Here is an 18,219-nt window from a genome sequence, read left to right as displayed (position 1 = left end):
GCCGGTAAGGTAGTAGGCATGGTCAAACGCAGCCCGCAGCGCAAGACGCTGGCATCTCTAGCCGCTGAGCTGGGCGTTTCCCGTACCACGGTCTCGAATGCCTACAACCGGCCGGACCAGCTGGCCCCGGCCACCCGGCAGCGCATCCTGGCCGCCGCGGCCGCCCGCGGCTACCCCGGCCCCGATCCCACCGCGCGCAGCCTGCGCACCCGCCACGCCGGGTCCTGGGGAGTGGTGCTGACCGAGCACCTGTCCTACGCCTTCGAGGACATGGCCTCCGTGGACTTCCTGGCCGGGCTCTCCGAGGCAACCACCGGGACGGACTTCTCCCTGACGCTTATCCCCGCCGGGCCGGACACCACCGGGCGGGAGGCCAGCGCCGCCGAGCTGCTCGGCCGCGCCAGCGTTGACGGGTTTGTCATCTACTCGGTGGCCGCGGACGATCCTTATCTGGCCGCCGCCCGGGCCCGCGGGCTGCCCGTGGTGGTCTGCGACCAGCCGGTGGACACCGGCCTGCCGTTCGTGGGCATCGACGATCACGCCGCCATCGCCCCGGCGGCCCAGGCGCTTATCGATGCCGGACACCGCCGCATCGGCATCCTGTCCATCCGCCTGCGCCGCGCGCGCCTCGACGGGCCCGTGACCCCGGCGGATTTGGACGCGGCCGAGATGCACGTGCAGCGCTCCCGCGTGCAGGGCGCGCTCGAGGTCTTCGCCACCGTCGGCGTGGAGCCCGCGGGCGTGCCGGTGGTGACCCGCCACCTCAACACGCCGGCCACCGCCCGGGAGGCCGCGGCGGAGCTGCTGGAGGCCAACCCGGAGCTGACCGCCGTGCTGTGCACGACGGACTCCATGGCGCTGGGGGTTTTGGACTACGCCGCCGAGCGCGGTTGGAGCGTGCCCGGGGATCTCTCCGTGACCGGCTTCGACGGCATCGAGGTCGCCCGCCTGCGCGGGGTGGCCACGGTCCAGCAGCCGAACAAGGCCAAGGGCGCGGCGGCCGGGCACCTGCTGGCCCGGCTCATCGCGGGGGAGCCGGTGGCCAGCCCGCGCAAGATCCTAGGGACGACCTACCGCCCCGGCACGACGGTCGGCCAGATCGGTTAGGAAGGCCGCCACCGCGTCGACATCGGCCACCCGCAGCTGCGCGGCCGTGTCCCCCGCGCCGACCTTCACGCCCACGTCCGTGGCCGGGTCGAGGGCCTGAAAACCGGTCTCGTCCGTGACGTCGTCGCCCAAAAAGACCACTGCGGTAGCACCCAGCTGGCGGCGGGTGTCGGCGATCCAGGAGCCCTTCGTAGCGGTGGAGGCGGAAAACTCCACCACGTTCTTGCCCTCGGTCACGTGCAGGCCCGGTGCCTCCACCTCCAGGGCCGCGTCCAGGGCGCGCGCGGCGGCGTCCGGGTCGCGCTGGGAGAGCGCTAAGGCGTGGAAGACGCGGTGGACGGGCTTGTACTCGATATAGGTGCCCGGGTGCTGGGCGGAAAGGTCCTCCAGCCGCTCGTCGATGGCCGCGATCTGGGCCGCCGCGGCCTCCAGCGCCGGGTTGTCCAGCCCCTCGGTTTCCGCGCCGTGGGAGCCGCCGAGCAGCACCGGGGCGCCCAGCGGGAAGACCTGCTTGAGCCCGGCCAGGTGGCGGCCGGATAGCGCGGCCACGGTGGTGCGCGGCAGCGCGGACAGGCGCTCCAAGGCGGCCAGGGAATCCGGGTGGGCTTTAACCGCGTAGATATCGGTGGCGAAGCCGGCTAGGGTGCCGTCGAAGTCGCTGACCACCAGCAACCGTTCGGCAGTGGCGAGGCGGTCGAGAGCGGAAGAATAATCCATGCCCTCCAATCTACCGCGCGCCCGGCCCGCTAGAGCGAGACGAACTCCACCGCCGGGCTGTCGACCTTGCCGTCGCGCAGGGTGAGCACCAGCTGGTTGTTGGGATTGATGGAGATGTCGAATTCGCGGTCCGTGGCGATGAGCCGGGACAGACTGTTGTGCGCCCAGGCGGCCTCACCCGTGCAGTCCTCGCTGCGCTCGTCGTAGCGGACCTCGTCGAAGCGTAGGTAATCGGCGTCGCGCACGTTGGCGGCGTCCTCGCCCTCGGCGTAGGAGACCTTGGCCACGAAGCGGGCGCAGCCGGTGGTGCCCACCGCGGTCGACTCGCCGAAGCTGATGGACGGCACATTGGTCACCGCCTCGGAGATGGTCGACAGGGCCTCCGGATCCGTGTAGATGCCCGTTACCTGCCAGTCCTTGCCGACGATGCGTTCGTCGCCGGGGGCGGTCGACGCTGGCGGCTCGGAATCCCCGCAGCCGGCCAGCACCAGCGCGGCCGCGGCCAGGCAAGTACCGGCCTGGGTCAAACGCTTCATTCGGACTTGGCCTCCCCGAGGGCCTGCAGGAAAGCCTGCGCCCAGACTTGGACGTCGTGGTCACGCACCTGGGCGTGCAGGGCTTTCATATTGGCCTCCATGGTCTCCGGGTTCTCGCGCAGCCCGACCACCGCCTGGCGGAGGGCGGACTTGACGGATTCAATGTCAAAGGGGTTGCACAGGTGGGCCTGCTCCAGCTCGTCGGCCGCGCCGGCAAACTCGGACAGCACCAGGGCGCCGGAGCCGTCCCCGTGGCAGGCGACGTATTCCTTGGCCACCAGGTTCATGCCGTCCTTGAACGGCGTGACCAGCATGACGTCTGCCAGGCGGTAGTACTGCCGCAGCACCGGCTTCGGCACCGAGCGGTGGCTGTAGTGCACGACCGGCTTGCCGATGCCCCCGAAGCGCCCGTTGATGCGCCCGACGGCTTCCTCCACCGCGGAACGGGTCTCCTGGTAGTGCTCGATGCGCTCGCGCGAGGGCGTGGCGATCTGGACCAGCACGACCTTCTCCGGGTCGAGCGCGCCGGTTTCCAGCAGCTCCTCGAAAGCTCTCAAGCGCTGGAGGATGCCCTTGGTGTAGTCCAGGCGATCCACGCCCAGGATAACGGTTTCCGGGTCACCCAACTCCGCGCGCATGCGCTCGACCTCGGCGACGTCGGACTCGCTGGCCGGCGGGAAGTCCCCCATGTCGATCGAGATCGGGAAGGCGCCGACCCGGGTGAACCTGCCGTCGGGCGCTTCGACCTGCGCGCTGGCGGGCCGGGTAGCCACCTGTCCGCTCACGCTCAAGCCCTGGGCCTGGGCCAGGCCCAGGAAGTTGTGCACGTTGGATTCTAGGTGGAAGCCCACGACGTCGGCGCCGAGCAGACCGCGGATGAGCTCCTCGCGCCAGGGCAGCTGGCGGAAGAGATCCGCGGGCGGAAAGGGGATGTGCAGGAAGAAACCGATGGTCAGATCCGGGCGCAGCTGCTCCAGGATGCCGGGCAGCAGCTGCAGCTGGTAGTCCTGCACCCACACGGTCGCGCCCTGGGCGGCCACGCTGGCCACCTCGTTGGCGAAACGCAGGTTGACGTCGCGGTAGGTGGCCCACCACTCGCGGTGGTAGGAGGGGGTCACGATGAGATCGTGGTACAGCGGCCACAGGGTCGCGTTGGAAAAGCCCTCGTAGAATTCCTCGTAGTCCCGCTGGGACAGCCGCACCGGGTGCAGGTGGATGCCGTCGTCCGTCGTAAACGGTTCCGGGGCGGCGTCGGCCACGCCGGGCCAGCCCACCCAGCAGCCTTCCTGCTCCCGCAGGACCGGGGATAGGGCAGCGACCAACCCACCCGGGGAGGCCTTCCAATCCTGGGAGCCGTCCGGGTGGGTGACAAGGTCAACCGGCAGACGGTTGGCCACGACCACGAACTTGTTGGTACCGGCCATGGCGGGTCCTTAAGACTTCTTCGTCGACTTCTTGGTGGACTTTTTGGAAGCCTTCTTCGTAGATTTCTTGGTCGACTTCTTAGTCGATTTCTTGCTGGCCTTCTTCGTGGACTTCTTGGAAGCCTTCTTGGTCGACTTCTTCCCGGCCTTCTTGGTGGACTTCTTGGTCGACTTCTTCGGCTCGGGCTCGCCGTACTCGGCCAGCACCTTCTTGTGAACCAGGCCGTCCGGTTCGACCCCCAGCATGGACATCAAGGTCACGCCGTCCAGGAAATCCTCGGCATAGGTGGCGACCACGCGGCGGGCGGCTGCGGCGGTCTTTTCCTCCACGGCGTTCATCTGCTCAACGTTGGGCTGGGTGTCAGTGACCTTGGGTGGCACGTATTCCTCCTACGGTGCGACGGCGCTAAATAAGCTAGTAGCTTCAGACCGTATATTGTACGCTACCGGCCTGGCTCAGCGCTGGTCGGGATCCGCGTGGGCCGCGTAGAACTCCTCGGTACCGGGGGTGGTGTAGATGGTTTCCTCGCGCAGCGGCTCCGGCTGGGCCGGCCACTCCGAGCGCTGCGGCCAGTGGTCGTCGATCTCGCCGGCATCGACCTGGGCCTGCCATTGCTGGGTGGCCGTCTCGTCCTGGCGCTGGCGGGCCTGCTGCGCGGCGGTCGGCGGCTTCGGGCCGTGCACGGGTGGGGGAACCGGGCGCTCCTGGCGCGGCGCGAACGGGGACAGCGGCACGCGCGGGATGCGCGGGCGGCTGTTGGCCAGGCGCGTGGCCTGGTGGAAGGAGTAACGTCCCAGCCGCTTGAAGGCGGAGTAGGGGCGGAAGTACTTCGGGCGGCGCAGGCGCCGCGCACCGCGCTCGCCGAAGACCACGCCGGCGGCCAGCGCCCCGGCGATGGCCAGGGCGGTGACCAGGTTGGTCATGCCGGTGATCATCTGCTCGTTCAGTGCGGCATACATGCCGCGGTAGAGCGTCAGGCCCGGCAGCATGGGCGTGTAGCCACAGATCATGGTCACCAGCGGCGGGATCAGGAAGCGGCGGGCCATCAGGCCGCCGGCCAGGCCCACGGCCACCGCGGAGATGCCACTGGCGATGACCGTGGAGACGCCGAAGGGAATGATGACGAAGTAGTAGAAGAACATACCGGCCGCGGCGGTCAACCCGGAGATAACCGTCTCCGACCAGGAGGCGTAGCAGGCCCAGGCGAAACCGGCCGAGCCCACACCGCCGCACAGGATGAGCAGCGGAATCTCGTGGTAAACCGGCGGTGCGATGGTCGCCAGCGGCGGCAGGGTAAACCCGATGTAGTCCACGAACTGGATGCCTATGCCGACACCGGCGATGATGGCGCCGGTAGACAACAAGGCCTCGAAGAAGCGGGCAGAAGAGGTCACCGGGGCCTTGGTGATGCCGTCAACCAGACACTGGACCAGGGTCAGGCCGGCCACCAAGACGACGATGCCCATACCGATGACTTGGCTGGGTGAGAAGGTCAGACCGATATTCGAGGCCACCCGGTAGAAAAACGCCGCGGGCACGACGGCGATAAAACCGCCGACCATGTTTTGGTAGAAGGGCGGTAATCGGAACCTGCCCAGCCACGCGTTGACGGACATGATGAGCAGGGCGACGAAGAAGGAGACGACGCCGACGAAGATGTCGCCGCCCAGCATGATGGAGAACGTCCCGCCCATCACTCCCCAGCCCAGCAGGGAGGAGCGCACGCTGCGCGGCGGCTTCATGGCCTCGATGTCGTCGAGCATCTTCTCCGCCATCGCCGGTGGGGTGGCACCCGAGTGGATGGACCGGATGAGCCGGTCCACCGCCGCCAGCCGGGAGAAGTTCACGTCCAGCCCGCTGGCGACCCGGAAGACGGTCACCGGCCGGCGGTCCGAGCCGGTGCCGATATTGGTGTGGATAGTGATCGTATTAAGCACGATCCCCACGTGGCAGTAGTGCAGGCCGTAGGAGGCCGCCGCGAGGTAGACCTGCGCGCGGGTGTCGGAGTTCGACGTGCCCGAACAGATAAGGAGGTCGCCGATTCGGGCGGCGATCTCCATGACGCCGGTGACCTGGGCCGGGTCGGTCAGATCAATGGGCGCCAGCGGGGAGGGCGGCGGCGCGGCCTTCGCCGCATCGATAGTGGCGATATTGCTGCTGTTGCCCGGAAAAATCCCGCGCAACTTGGAAAAAACTGACACGCGCTATCCTTTAGCGAGCTGGGTGAAAAACGGGTGGAATAAGGAACCTACCCGGAAGCCTAGTGCCTGAAAAGTGCTCACGCATAACCCGCCCTCACCCGCGCCTTTTAGGTACCCCTAAAGCCCCATCGCCGCCACTCTTTTCGTCCCCCGAAAGCCCGTAAGGTAGCATTTACTAGTCGTCACGGAGTGCAACCCAACCGTGGCGAAGGCTGGAGTGGCGCAATTGGTAGCGCAACGCACTTGTAATGCGTAGGTTGCGAGTTCAAGTCTCGTCTCCAGCTCAGGATGCCCTTCCCCAAATTGCAGGTGAAGGGCCATTTTATGTGCTAACTGAACTCCACCTTCAGGACAGCTGCTCACAAGTCGAGGTCCATAGCAATGCCGGGAAGGTCGTAGTGGTCAGGAACGAGATGACTGTTCTGGCGAGGAAACGTGATAAAACGCGGTGAAAATTAAGTTCCCTTACTTGCGTGCAGCGGCTCGAATTCTCTCGAGATGAACTATTTGATCATCCCGCAAGGTGTAGCCACCTTCATTGGCGAACATCGGGCGAGGTCCAGGTTGGATAAGTTGTGAATGGTTGAAATCTTTAATCGAACGTTCATACAGACGAAGTTTTGATTCATAAGTGAAGCGACCATCTGCGGCCTTGGCAGCTTTAGAGGAAGGAATCCATCGATACTTGGATTCCTTTACGAGTTGATTGTCAATAGCGCGTTTAATAAAAGCGCAGATCCAATCGGACAACTGTATGTTTGTTGAGTTTTCGCTGTCTATATGCATTGGTGGCTCGAGAATCCGGCGCATTTCTTTGAATTCCTGGCTACGCCTGTAAATATGTGCATACATGGCAGGTAGGCGCTGTTTTCTCGACTTCTCGTTAATCTGATCCATCATAATGAGAATATTGGACCCATTGTCATCAGCATGCCGAGCCAATCTGTTTAGTGTTTCGCGCATGGCGGTTTCCTCGCGCCGCTGAAATTCCTTCGGGCCGGTGTTCACTTGTTTTGGAGTTCCTAAAGGCTTCTCTTCGGCGTAGTAGAAGAGATTCCCTCCTAGATTGGCGATTTCGCCAAAAAGACCTGCGAGGATTCGGACATTTACGGGGCGGATCTTGTTTACGCCAGCGAAAAGTAGGTCAGAGCCCTTCTTTTCCCAGCGCCCAAGGTTTTCTGTTTGAGCAAGTTCTTCCTTGAAGGCTTCTCGCTTTACCTTCGCGAATTTCGCGCCTAGTTCTCGAACAGAGCATTCGGGAATGACGAATCCTGCGTACCCGAATGCGGGGCTGTCGTTGAAGCGTTTGTGGTCGGGGGAAACGAATGCGCCAGATTGTCCGATTTCGTCGATGTAGGCGAGCAGCATGGTGCCTAGTATAGGAACGCGTAAGGCCCCTTGGGAGGGGCCTTACGGAGTTGCTGCCCGGGGTTTTCTTGCTTGCGCTCAACCCTGGCTCACGAGTGGGAATTTACCAGGTTGTGTGTAATTGTGCAATGTTTAAGACCTGTTTGGGCAGTCTTCGTTTCGGGGAGCTTATCGCGCAAAACGGAGCCCTAACGAGGTTTGCGTAAGCGAGAGAATCTGTCTAGCCCTCTTCCGGCAGCTGGCTAAGCATGAACTCGATGAGCTTGGCGCGGTTGTCGGCGCTAAGCTTGGTCTCGGTGATGTGGTCGTGGATCCAGAGGCCCTCGCCCATGATGAGGGCGATGAGTTCGGTCAGGTCGGCATCGTTAGCGATTGCGGCGGCCGGGTCGGGGCCCCAGCGCAGGCTGACGGATTCCCAGGGGGCGGAGTACTCCGGATCGGACTGGGCGTGGATATTCATCAGCAGCTCGGCCAGGGGATCGTTTTTCGCCAGGGAGCTCAGCAGGGCGCGCAAACGCTGGGTTGGGGTGAGCTCGTCGGCCGTGCGCCCGCCGGAGTAGTCCTCCAGCTCGGATTCCCAGCGCGCGGCTCCATAGGTGTGGATGTCGCGCAGCAGGGCGTGCCGGGAGGGGAAGTGGTAGATGAGCCCGGACTTGGACAGCCCGGTGGTCTCCGCCAGGCGGTCGTAGGTCACGGCGTGGATGCCGTCCTCGCCGATGATCTCAATGGCGCTGGCGAGTATCTGATCCTTCTTGCTAGTGCGAGCCAACGAAACCACCGGACTTGGGGTTGTGGCGGAAGCAGTAGGCGGTGGCTGCGGCAAAGCCCACGGTGACTGCGGCCAGGATGCAAAGCGTGTACATGTACCCGTCATTGTAGGCCACGGCGGCAGCCGCGTGAGTGGAGTCTTGGTAGAGGGCCTCCATGCCGAGGGAGGCGATGTTCTCGGGCAGGCCCTGGGCCATGAACAGCGGGACCAGGGAACCGGTGATGGCGATGGAGAGCAAGGTGCCGAACTCGTAGGAGACTTCCTCCACGCTGGCGGCCATGCCGGAGCGGTGCGGCGGGGCGGCGCCGATGATGGCGGTCGAGGCGACGGACATCGCCAAGCCCGCGCCCATGCCGGTGAAGACCATAGCGACGACGAAGAACCAAAGGATGTCGTGGCGGCCGGCCCAGAAGGCGGCCCCGACGCCGGCGGCCATGAGGACGAAGCCACCGGAAATAAGCGGCAGGAAACCCACGCGGTGCAGGGTCGCCCCGCCCAGCGTCGAGGTCGGCACGGCCGCAATCGCCATCGCGGAGATGATGAGCCCGGCCTGCAGCGGGCTAAAGCCGTCGACGAGCTGGAGCTTCTGTGTGGTGGTTATCTCCACGCCGGCCATGGCGAACATGGCCCCGCCGGCGGCCAGGACGCCGCCGGTAAAGATGGGCGAGCGGAAGACGTCGAAGGTCAGCAGCGGTTCGGTCAGCTGGCGCTGGCGGCGGGCGAAGAAGAAGCCGCCGATGGCGCAGACGATGAGTGCGCCGGCGACCGTGCCCCAGCTTGGATCGGTGCTGGCGGCGGACTTGATGGCCATGACCAGGCTGGACAGGGTGACTAGCGCCAGCACTGAGGAGAGGAGGTCCCAGTGCTTGTCCGGGTTGGCGATGTTCGGCGGCGCCAGCAGGCGGGTGGCCACCAGCGCGATCGCCACGATGGGGACGTTGATGAGGAATACCGAGCCCCACCAGAAGTGCTCGAGCAGGAACCCGCCCACGGTCGGGCCGGCCGCGGCGCCGACGACGGCGACCGAGGCCCAGATGCCGATGGCGGTGTTGCGCTCGACCTCGTCGTGGAAGGTCAGGCGGATTAGCGCCAGGGTGGCCGGCATCATGATGGCGGCGCCGAGGCCCAGGACCGCGCGGGCGGCAACCAGTGCCCAGGCGGAGGGGGGCGAAGGCTGCCGCTAGGGAGGCGGCGCCGAAGATCCACAGCCCGTAAACGAACATGCGGCGGTGGCCGATCTTGTCGCCCAGCGTGCCGGTGCCCAATAGCAGGCCGGCCAGGACCAGCGCGTAGGCGTTGATGATCCACAGCTGCTGGGTGGAGTCCGTGTGGAGCTGCTCGTTCAGCGCCGGCAGCGCGGTGTAGAGGATCGAGTTGTCGAGTCCCACCATCAAAAGGCCGGAGGAGATAACGGCGAAGAAGGACCAGCGGGCGCCCTTAGACATGGTCTCCTCGGGGCGCAGTGTCGTCGTTTGCATGCCGATTACTGTAACGACCGTTCGGTACTGTTTGCAACCGGAGAAGGGCGGAGTGGCGGAAGTCATAGAGGCGCTTCTCCTGTGAGAAGCCGAGCCTTATATGTCCTGAGTATGGAAATTGGGGCGGTGAGGGAGCACAATGGCGAAGGAGATTAATTAATAGTTAAAAGGAGTTGAATCATGGCTCGTTCATACGCTGGACAGTTGGTCGCGACGCTAGAAAAGCAGGGCATCCGCCGCATCTACGGTCTGGTGGGCGACTCGCTGAACCCCATCGTCGACGCTGTGCGCCAGTCGGATATCGAGTGGGTGCACGTCCGCAACGAGGAAGCTGCAGCGTTCGCCGCTGAGGCCGACTCCCTGACCACCGGCGAGCTGGCCGTGTGCGCGGCCTCCTGCGGCCCCGGCAACACCCACCTCATCCAGGGCCTGTACGACGCCAACCGCAACGGCGCCAAGGTGTTGGCCATCGCCAGCCACATCCCGTCCCGCCAGATCGGCTCCACCTTCTTCCAGGAGACCCACCCCGAGGCCATCTTCCAGGAGTGCTCGGGCTACTGCGAGATGGTTAACTCCGCCGAGCAGGGCGGGGTTGTCCTCCACCACGCCATCCAGTCCACCATGGCCGGCAACGGCGTGTCCGTCCTGGTCGTCCCGGGCGACGTCACCACCCAGGAAGCTGACGATGACACCTTTACCGACTCGGTGATTTCCACCGGCCGCCCGGTCGTCTACCCGGACCCGCGCGAGGCCGCCGCCCTGACCCAGGCCATCAACGAGGCCAAGAGCGTCGCCCTGTTCGTCGGCGCCGGCGTCAAGGACGCCCGCAAGGAGGTCCTCGAGCTGGCCCAGAAGGTCAAGGCGCCGATCGGCCACGCCCTGGGCGGCAAGATGTACATCCAGTACGACAACCCCTTCGACGTCGGCATGAACGGCCTGCTGGGCTACGGTGCTGCGCACGACGCCACCAACGACGCCGACCTGCTCATCCTGCTGGGCACCGACTTCCCGTACAACGACTTCCTGCCCAAGCACAACGTGGCCCAGGTCGACATCAACGGCTCCCACATCGGCCGCCGCACCAAGATCTCCTACCCGGTGGTCGGCGACGTCGCCGCCACGCTGGCCAACATCCTGCCGAGCGTCGAGGAAAAGACCGACCGCTCCTTCCTGGACAAGATGCTCAAGGAGCACTACCGCAAGCTCAACCACGTCGTCGAGGCCTACACCAAGGACGTGGACAAGCAGACCCCGCTGCACCCGGAGTACCTGGCGGACATTATCGACGACGAGGCCGACGACGACGCCATCTTCACCGTGGACACCGGCATGTGCAACGTCTGGGGCGCGCGCTACATCACCGCCAACGGCAAGCGCCAGCAGATCGGCTCCTTCCGCCACGGCACCATGGCCAACGCCCTGCCGCAGGCCATCGGCGCCCAGGCTGCCAACCCGGACAAGCAGGTCATCACCTTCTCCGGCGACGGCGGCCTGTCCATGCTGATGGGCGAGCTGCTGACCGTGAAGCTGCACAACCTGCCGGTCAAGATGTTCGTGTTCAACAACTCCTCGCTGGGCATGGTCAAGCTGGAGATGCTCGTCCAGGGCCTGCCGGAGTTCCAGACCGACCACGATCACGTCAACTACGCCAAGATCGCGGAGGCCGCCGGCATCAAGTGCATCCGCATTGAGGACCCGAAGAAGGCCCGCAAGCAGATCAAGGAGGCCATGGCCTTCGACGGCCCGGTCCTCATCGACATGATCACGGACCCGAACGCGCTGTCCCTGCCGCCGACGCTGACTTTCGAACAGCTGCTGGGCTTCTCCAAGGCCGCCACCCGCACCGTCTTCGGCGGCGGCGTGGGCAAGATGCTGGGCATGGCTAAGTCCAACCTGCGCAACATCCCGGCCTCGGTGGTCTAGTACCACGCGTTTTCGGTGAAAACTGCGGGCCCAGCACGGCTGGGCCCGCTTTTTCTAACTCACAGGGTCCTTGCAGTAACCGGTCAGTACCTTTGATAATTGAAGTGGCAGACTGCTGTGTAGTAGCTGAGAGAACTACCTTCTCTCCTAACAGCCCCGCAACGGGCGCGGATTTCGCCTCGAGTAGGTCCGCGGCACCGCCGGGCTGAGAGGTCCCAATAGTAGAAAGCGATGGTCACAACAATGGACGACAAGAGCACCGAAAACGTTAAAATCCTCGTCGTTGATGACGAGCCCAATATTGTCGAGCTGTTGACCGTGTCCCTGAAATTCCAGGGCTTCGACGTGCGCACGGCCAATTCCGGCACCGAGGCGCTGCGGATTGCCCGCGAAATCAACCCGGACGCCTACATCCTGGACGTCATGATGCCGGGCATGGACGGCTTCGAGCTGCTGGGCAAGCTGCGCTCCGAGGGCCTGGACGGCCCGGCGCTCTACCTAACTGCCAAGGACAGCGTCGAGCAGCGCATCCACGGCCTGACCATTGGCGCGGACGACTACGTGACCAAGCCGTTTAGCCTGGAAGAGGTCATCACCCGCCTGCGCGTCATCCTGCGCCGCGGGGCCAGCGTGGAGGATGAGTCCAACAACGCGACCATGTCCTATGCCGACCTGACGCTCAACGACGACACCCACGAGGTCACCAAGGCGGGCAAGATCATCGATCTCTCGCCCACCGAGTTCAACCTCCTGCGCTACCTCATGCAGAACAAGGAGGTCGTCCTGTCCAAGGCCAAGATCCTGGACAACGTCTGGCACTACGACTTCGGCGGCGACGGCAACGTGGTCGAGTCCTACATCTCCTACCTGCGCCGCAAGATTGATACCGGCGACACCCCGCTCATCCACACCGTCCGCGGCGTGGGCTACGTGCTGCGCACCCCGCGCAGCTAAGACCCGTACCTGACCTTCAAGAGAGATTGCCCCGTCCCCCAGCATGACCGACACCGAAACTAGCGCCCGTAAGGCCGCAGCCCCTACCTCCGCGTGGGCCAAGGTAAAGCGGGTGTTCAAGGGCCGCTTCAAGACCACCGCGATGCCCCTGCGCACCTGGCTGGTGGTCCTGCTGGTCGTGGTCTCCGGCCTGGGCCTGGTCGGTAGCTCCGTGGCCGTTTCATCGATCATGCGGGACGTGTTGTACAACCGCGTGGACGAGGACATCGCCTCCGCGGCCAAGGGCTGGGCGCAAAGCCCCGAGCTGTTCAACCTGGGCGACCGCTCGCAGCGCCCGCCGACGGATTTCTGCGTCATCAAGATCTACCCCAACGGTTCCATCGAATACTTCAACGTCTTCGACTCCATGCCGCGGGTCGACGGCCTCTACATCGGCGGCTCCCCGGAGACGGTGGAGTCCACGACCGATTCCGCAGTCAACGAGGTCAAGTGGCGCGCGCAGGCCTTCGAATCCGACGGGGTGGTCACGGTCGTGGCCAAGTCCCTGGGCAGCGAGGCCAGCATCCTGCAGGGCCTGGCGGTGGTCCAGGTGCTGATCCTGTCCCTGGTCATCGCGCTCATCGCGCTGGCCGGGTATTGGTCCATCCGGTGGGCGCTGCGCCCGCTGCGGGTGGTGGAAAAGACCGCCTCGGAAATCGCCGCCGGGGACCTGAACAAGCGCGTGCCCGAGTGGCCGCTGCACACCGAGGTCGGCCAGCTGGCGGCCGCGCTCAACGTCATGCTGGGGCACCTGCAGCGCTCCGTGGAGGAGGCCCAGACGAAGGAGGGGCAGATGCGCCGGTTCGTCGGCGACGCCTCCCACGAGCTGCGCACCCCGCTGACCAGCCTGCGCGGCTACACGGAGCTCTACCGCTCCGGGGCCACCCAGGACGTGGACTTGGTCCTGTCCAAGATCGATTCCGAGTCGACCCGCATGTCGCTTTTGGTCGAGGACCTGCTCTCGCTCACCCGTGCCGAGGGCAACCGGCTGGATAAGAAGCCGGTGGACATGCTGGAGCTGGCCCTATCGGTCGGGTCTTCGGCCCGGGCGGCCTTCCCCGGCCGAAACATCCAGGTGGTCAACAAGTCGAATTCTGTGCCCGTGGTCGACGGCGACCCAGACCGCCTGCACCAGGTCTTGCTCAACCTGATTTCCAACGGCATCCGCCACGGCGGCGAGGACGCCGCGGTGACGCTGCAGCTGCGCCGGGACGAGCGCGACGTGTTGCTCGACGTCATCGACGACGGCAAGGGCATGGACAAAGAAGTAGCCGCCCATATCTTCGAGCGCTTCTACCGCGAGGATAGTTCGCGCACGCGTGATACGGGCGGCTCGGGCCTGGGGCTGGCCATCGTGAAATCCCTGGTGGAACAGCACGGCGGCAGCATCACGGTGGATTCGACCCCGGGGGAGGGCTCGGTGTTTACCGTGCGCCTGCCGGCCTATCCGGAGGCCGACGACCCAGCGGCTTCGGCGGATTAGGCCGGGCGGCCCTCCAAGTCGGTGCCCAGGTGCTGGCGGATGCGGGCGGCCGCCTCGTCCATGGCGGCTGGGTCCGTGTCCTCGGCGGCGTAGGTCTTGGAGAAATCGTATTCCGACATCTTCTCGGTGGGGAAGAGGTGGATGTGGGTGTGGGGGACGTCGAAGCCGGCGATGATGTAGCCGGCGCGCGGGGTGCCGAAGGCGTTCTTGATGGCCTGGCCGATGCGCAGGGCGACCTGGTTCAGGTGCCCCCAGGTCTCCGGATCGAGGTCAGTCCACTTGTCGACCTCTTGCACCGGCACGACCAGGGTGTGCCCGTAGCGCAGCGGCTCGATGGACAAAAACGCCACGCACTGCTCGTCCCGGTAGACAAAACGGCCGGGGAGTTCTCCGTTGATGATCTTGGTAAATACAGAAGCCATGGCCCCAGGCTACCGGCAAGTTAAGATAGACGGCATGCGTATTCTCGTGATTGGCTCGGGCGGCCGCGAACATGCCCTCTTGAAAGGACTAGCCGCTGATCCGGCGACCACTGAATTGCACGTGGCGCCGGGCAGCCCGTGCATGGACCGGATCGCCACCGTGCATGCGGATTACACCCAGGTAGACGACCCGGCCCAGATGACGGGCCTGGCCCAGGACATCGCCGCGGACCTGGTGGTCATCGGCCCGGAGGTACCCCTGGTGGCCGGCGTTGCCGATGCCCTGCGGGACGCCGGCATCGCGGTCTTCGGCCCCAGCCAGGAGGCCGCCCAAATTGAGGGCTCCAAGGCGTTCGCCAAGGACGTGATGGACGCGGCCGGCGTGCGCACCGCCCACGCGGAGACCATCGGCCCGGACGCCGCGGAGGACGAGATCTCCCGGGTCCTCGACGAATTCGGCCCGGTCTACGTGGTCAAGGACGACGGCCTGGCCGGCGGCAAGGGCGTGGTGGTCACCGAGGACCGCGAGCAGGCCGAGGAGCACATCAAGGCGGTGCACAACGGCGGTAACTCCGTGCTCATCGAGTCCTTCCTGCCCGGTCCGGAGGTCTCCCTGTTCTGCCTGGTCGACGGCGAAACCGTCGTGCCGCTGCTGCCCGCCCAGGATCACAAACGCGCCTACGACAACGACGAGGGCCCCAACACCGGCGGCATGGGCGCCTACACGCCGCTGCCGTGGTTGCCGCAGGACGGCGTCAACACCATCGTCGACGAGGTCTGCGCGCCCGTTGCCCGCGAGCTGGTCGCCCGCGGCACCCCCTATTCGGGTCTTCTCTACGCCGGCCTGGCGTGGGGCCCGGAGGGCCCGGCAGTCATCGAGTTCAACTGCCGCTTCGGCGACCCGGAGACCCAAGCCGTGCTGAGCCTTTTGACCTCCCCGCTGGCGGAGGCCCTCAACGCGGTGGCCACCGGCAAGCTGGCGGAGCTCAGCCCGCTGGAGTGGGAGCCCGCCTTCGCCGTGACCGTGGTGCTGGCCGCCGAGGGCTACCCGGCCTCCCCGCGCAAGGGCGACGAAATTACCGGCGACGCCCTGGAGGATCCGGAGCGCATCCTGCACGCGGGCACCACCGTGGCCGAGGGCAAGGTGGTCTCCAACGGCGGGCGAGTGCTCAACGCCCTGGGCAAGGGCTCGACCTTGGCCGCCGCCCGCGAGGCCGCCTACGCGGTACTCGAAGGCATCACCATGGACGGCGGCTTCTACCGCCGCGACATCGCGCTGGCCGCCCAGGAAGGGCGCATCGAGGTGCCCGGCCAGACCCGCTAGCAACCGCAGCAGACCTCCAGCGGCCCCAGGTCCCGGCTACCGGGCGGGGCCGCTGTCGCATTATTGCCCCCGCGCCTAGACCACGTGGAATAATGAGGGCTTGTGGCTGAAAAGAAGAAGATTAACAACGTCCTGTCCTCCCGCTACGCTTCGGCGGAGCTGACCGAAATCTGGAGCCCCGAGCACAAGATCGTGCTCGAGCGGCAGCTGTGGATCGCGGTCATGCGCGCCCAGAAGGACCTGGGGGTGGATATCCCCGACGAGGCGATCAGCGCCTACGAGGCAGCGGTCGAAAACGTCGACTTGGACTCCATCGCCCAGCGCGAGCGCGTTACCCGCCACGACGTGAAGGCGCGTATCGAGGAATTCAACGCGCTGGCCGGCTACGAGCACATCCACAAGGGGATGACCAGCCGCGACCTGACCGAAAACGTCGAGCAGCTGCAGATCTACCGCTCCCTGCAGATCATCCGCGACAAGGCCATCGCCGTGGTGGCCCGCATGGGCGAGCACGCCGACAAGTACCAGCACCTGGTCATGGCAGGCCGCTCCCACAACGTCGCCGCCCAGGCCACCACCCTGGGCAAGCGGTTTGCCTCCGCCGCCGACGAGATGCTGTTGGCCATCGAGCGCGTCGAGGCGCTGCTGAACCGCTACCCGCTGCGCGGCATCAAGGGCCCGATGGGCACGGCCCAGGACATGCTGGACCTTATGGGTGGGTCCCATGACAAGCTAGCCTCCCTGGAGACCTCCGTAGCGGACTACCTCGGCTTTAGCCGGATCTTCGACTCCGTCGGGCAGGTTTACCCGCGCTCGCTGGACTTCGATGCCGTCTCCGCCCTCGTCGAGCTGGGCGCGGCGCCGTCTTCGCTGGCCACCACCATCCGTCTGATGGCCGGCAATGAGACCGTCACCGAGGGCTTCAAGGAAGGCCAGGTCGGTTCCTCTGCCATGCCGCACAAGATGAACGCCCGCTCCTGCGAGCGCGTCTGCGGCTTCCAGGTCATCCTCCGCGGCTACCTGACCATGGTCGGCGACCTGGCCGGGCAGCAGTGGAACGAGGGCGACGTTTTCTGCTCGGTCATCCGCCGCGTCGCACTGCCGGACGCCTTCTTCGCGCTTGACGGACAGTTCGAGACCTTCCTGACCGTGCTGGAGGAGTTCGGTGCTTTCCCGGCCATGATCGACCGCGAACTCGAGCGCTACCTGCCGTTCTTGGCCACCACTCGCATCCTCATGGCGGCCGTGCGCGCCGGGGTCGGACGCGAGACCGCCCACGAGGTCATCAAGGAAAACGCCGTCGCCGTGGCGCTGAACATGCGCGAAAACGGCGCGGATCAAGACCTGGTGGAGCGGCTGGCCGCCGATGAGCGCCTCCCCCTTGACAGGGCTGCCCTGGATGCGGCTCTCGCCGACAAGCACGCCTTCATCGGTGCTGCGGAAGCGCAGGTAGGCCAGGTTCTGTCCCGGATCGCCGAAAAGGCGGACCAGCACCCCCAGGCCGCCCAGTACCGCCCGGGCGAGATTATTTAGCCCACCGGCGCGCTAAGATGTGGGGCATGCGACCACGTCTTAGCGATTATCAGCACCTCGTATCCGGCAAAGTCCGCGACATCTACGCCATCGATGAGCACACGCTGCTCATGGTGGCCAGCGACCGGATTTCCGCCTTCGACTTCGCCCTGGAGCCCGCCATCCCGGACAAGGGGCGGGTGCTGACTGCGACCTCGCAGTTCTTCTTCGACGCCATCAATTTCCCCAACCACCTGGCCGGCCCGGTCGACGACGTGCGGATCCCGGAAGAGGTCCTGGGCCGGGCATTCGTGGTCAAGAAACTGCAGATGCTGCCCTTCGAGTGCGTGGCCCGCGGCTACCTGACCGGCTCCGGGCTGAAGGAATACCAGGCCAACGGCACGGTCTGCGGCATCGAGCTGCCCTCCGGCCTGGTGGAGGCCTCCCGCCTGCCGGAGCCCATCTTCACCCCGGCCACTAAGGCGGAGCAGGGCGAGCACGACGAGAACGTTACCTACGAGCGCGTCGTGAAAGACCTCGGCGCCGACCGCGCCGCCCAGCTGTGCAACGCCACGCTGACCATCTACGCCCAGGCCGCCCAGATTGCCGAAGAACGCGGCATCATCCTGGCCGACACCAAGTTCGAGTTCGGCCTGGACAGCGACGGCACCCTCGTCTTGGCCGACGAGGTGCTGACCCCGGACTCTTCCCGCTACTGGCCGGCCGACTCCTACGTCGAGGGGGAGGTCCAGCCCAGCTTCGACAAGCAGTACGTCCGCAACTGGCTGACCTCGCCGGAATCCGGCTGGGACAAGGCCTCCGAGACCACCCCGCCGGCCCTGCCGGACGAGATCGTCTCCGCCACCCGCCTGCGCTACATCGAGGCTTACGAGCGCCTGTCAGGCAAGCAGTTCATCGACTGGGTAGGCTAAAACCCACGCAGCGGGCGGGAATGACCCGC

At 65.5% G+C, this 18,219-nt stretch carries 15 protein-coding genes, 1 tRNA gene and 1 pseudogene; 8 read left to right on the top strand and 9 right to left on the bottom strand.

Annotated features, from left to right (window positions below; all coding sequences use genetic code 11):
• Positions 1-18: 18 nt before the first annotated feature.
• Positions 19-1,107 carry a LacI family DNA-binding transcriptional regulator gene (locus tag ACEE23_RS02405; RefSeq protein ID WP_368521249.1) on the top strand — a complete coding sequence of 363 codons (1,089 nt, stop codon included), beginning with the start codon at positions 19-21 and terminating at the stop codon, positions 1,105-1,107.
• On the opposite strand, the gene otsB is transcribed toward ACEE23_RS02405, so the two are convergent.
• From otsB to thrE, 5 genes are all read right to left on the bottom strand, one after another.
• Positions 1,060-1,824, bottom strand: coding sequence for a trehalose-phosphatase (otsB, locus tag ACEE23_RS02400; protein WP_368519849.1), 765 nt, complete (start codon positions 1,822-1,824; stop codon positions 1,060-1,062). The genes ACEE23_RS02405 and otsB overlap by 48 nt on opposite strands.
• A 29-nt stretch (positions 1,825-1,853) precedes the next feature.
• Positions 1,854-2,360: a hypothetical protein gene (locus ACEE23_RS02395; RefSeq protein ID WP_448871822.1), complete on the bottom strand. Its 507-nt coding sequence runs from the start codon at positions 2,358-2,360 to the stop codon at positions 1,854-1,856.
• Positions 2,357-3,784, bottom strand: a complete 1,428-nt coding sequence (locus ACEE23_RS02390; protein WP_448871824.1) for an alpha,alpha-trehalose-phosphate synthase (UDP-forming) — start codon at positions 3,782-3,784, stop codon at positions 2,357-2,359. The genes ACEE23_RS02395 and ACEE23_RS02390 overlap by 4 nt, the downstream gene beginning before the upstream one ends.
• Before the next feature lie 9 nt (positions 3,785-3,793).
• Entirely contained in the window at positions 3,794-4,165 is a 372-nt protein-coding gene (locus tag ACEE23_RS02385) for a hypothetical protein (RefSeq protein ID WP_448871826.1), read from the bottom strand.
• A gap of 75 nt (positions 4,166-4,240) precedes the next feature.
• Positions 4,241-5,986: a threonine/serine exporter ThrE gene (thrE, locus tag ACEE23_RS02380; protein ID WP_448871828.1), complete on the bottom strand. Its 1,746-nt coding sequence runs from the start codon at positions 5,984-5,986 to the stop codon at positions 4,241-4,243.
• 211 nt (positions 5,987-6,197) lie between these two features.
• Between thrE and ACEE23_RS02375 the strand changes: the two genes are divergently transcribed.
• Positions 6,198-6,270: transfer RNA gene (locus ACEE23_RS02375), tRNA-Thr, on the top strand.
• A gap of 181 nt (positions 6,271-6,451) precedes the next feature.
• On the opposite strand, the gene ACEE23_RS02370 is transcribed toward ACEE23_RS02375, so the two are convergent.
• From ACEE23_RS02370 to ACEE23_RS02360, 3 genes and pseudogenes are all read right to left on the bottom strand, one after another.
• Entirely contained in the window at positions 6,452-7,354 is a 903-nt protein-coding gene (locus ACEE23_RS02370; RefSeq protein ID WP_448871830.1) for a DUF3800 domain-containing protein, read from the bottom strand.
• 220 nt (positions 7,355-7,574) lie between these two features.
• Positions 7,575-8,123, bottom strand: coding sequence for a TetR/AcrR family transcriptional regulator (locus tag ACEE23_RS02365; RefSeq protein WP_448871832.1), 549 nt, complete (start codon positions 8,121-8,123; stop codon positions 7,575-7,577).
• Positions 8,110-9,601 (bottom strand): annotated as a pseudogene (locus ACEE23_RS02360) (MFS transporter). Before ACEE23_RS02360 ends, ACEE23_RS02365 begins: the two are co-directional and overlap by 14 nt.
• A 180-nt stretch (positions 9,602-9,781) precedes the next feature.
• Here ACEE23_RS02360 and ACEE23_RS02355 point away from each other — a divergent pair.
• From ACEE23_RS02355 to ACEE23_RS02345, 3 genes are all read left to right on the top strand, one after another.
• Positions 9,782-11,524 (top strand): pyruvate dehydrogenase, encoded by a 1,743-nt coding sequence (locus ACEE23_RS02355; protein WP_448871834.1) that lies wholly within the window; start codon positions 9,782-9,784, stop codon positions 11,522-11,524.
• A gap of 243 nt (positions 11,525-11,767) precedes the next feature.
• Complete coding sequence (locus ACEE23_RS02350) at positions 11,768-12,478, top strand: response regulator transcription factor (RefSeq protein WP_290226384.1); 711 nt, start codon at positions 11,768-11,770, stop codon at positions 12,476-12,478.
• A gap of 43 nt (positions 12,479-12,521) precedes the next feature.
• Positions 12,522-14,000 (top strand): sensor histidine kinase, encoded by a 1,479-nt coding sequence (locus ACEE23_RS02345; RefSeq protein ID WP_368519842.1) that lies wholly within the window; start codon positions 12,522-12,524, stop codon positions 13,998-14,000.
• Here the strand turns inward: ACEE23_RS02345 and ACEE23_RS02340 are convergent.
• Complete coding sequence (locus tag ACEE23_RS02340; protein ID WP_368519841.1) at positions 13,997-14,422, bottom strand: HIT family protein; 426 nt, start codon at positions 14,420-14,422, stop codon at positions 13,997-13,999. The genes ACEE23_RS02345 and ACEE23_RS02340 overlap by 4 nt on opposite strands.
• Before the next feature lie 34 nt (positions 14,423-14,456).
• Here ACEE23_RS02340 and purD point away from each other — a divergent pair, with 34 nt between their 5' ends.
• The 3 genes from purD to ACEE23_RS02325 all read left to right on the top strand — a co-directional run bounded on the left by purD (position 14,457) and on the right by ACEE23_RS02325 (position 18,190).
• Positions 14,457-15,746: a phosphoribosylamine--glycine ligase gene (gene purD, locus ACEE23_RS02335; RefSeq protein WP_368519840.1), complete on the top strand. Its 1,290-nt coding sequence runs from the start codon at positions 14,457-14,459 to the stop codon at positions 15,744-15,746.
• A gap of 102 nt (positions 15,747-15,848) precedes the next feature.
• Positions 15,849-17,279, top strand: coding sequence for an adenylosuccinate lyase (gene purB, locus ACEE23_RS02330; RefSeq protein WP_368519839.1), 1,431 nt, complete (start codon positions 15,849-15,851; stop codon positions 17,277-17,279).
• A gap of 26 nt (positions 17,280-17,305) precedes the next feature.
• Positions 17,306-18,190, top strand: coding sequence for a phosphoribosylaminoimidazolesuccinocarboxamide synthase (locus ACEE23_RS02325; protein ID WP_448871838.1), 885 nt, complete (start codon positions 17,306-17,308; stop codon positions 18,188-18,190).
• Positions 18,191-18,219: the final 29 nt, after the last annotated feature.

The organism is Corynebacterium sp. 32222D000AT (assembly GCF_053546955.1).
This window is presented reverse-complemented; position numbering and strand designations above follow the sequence as displayed.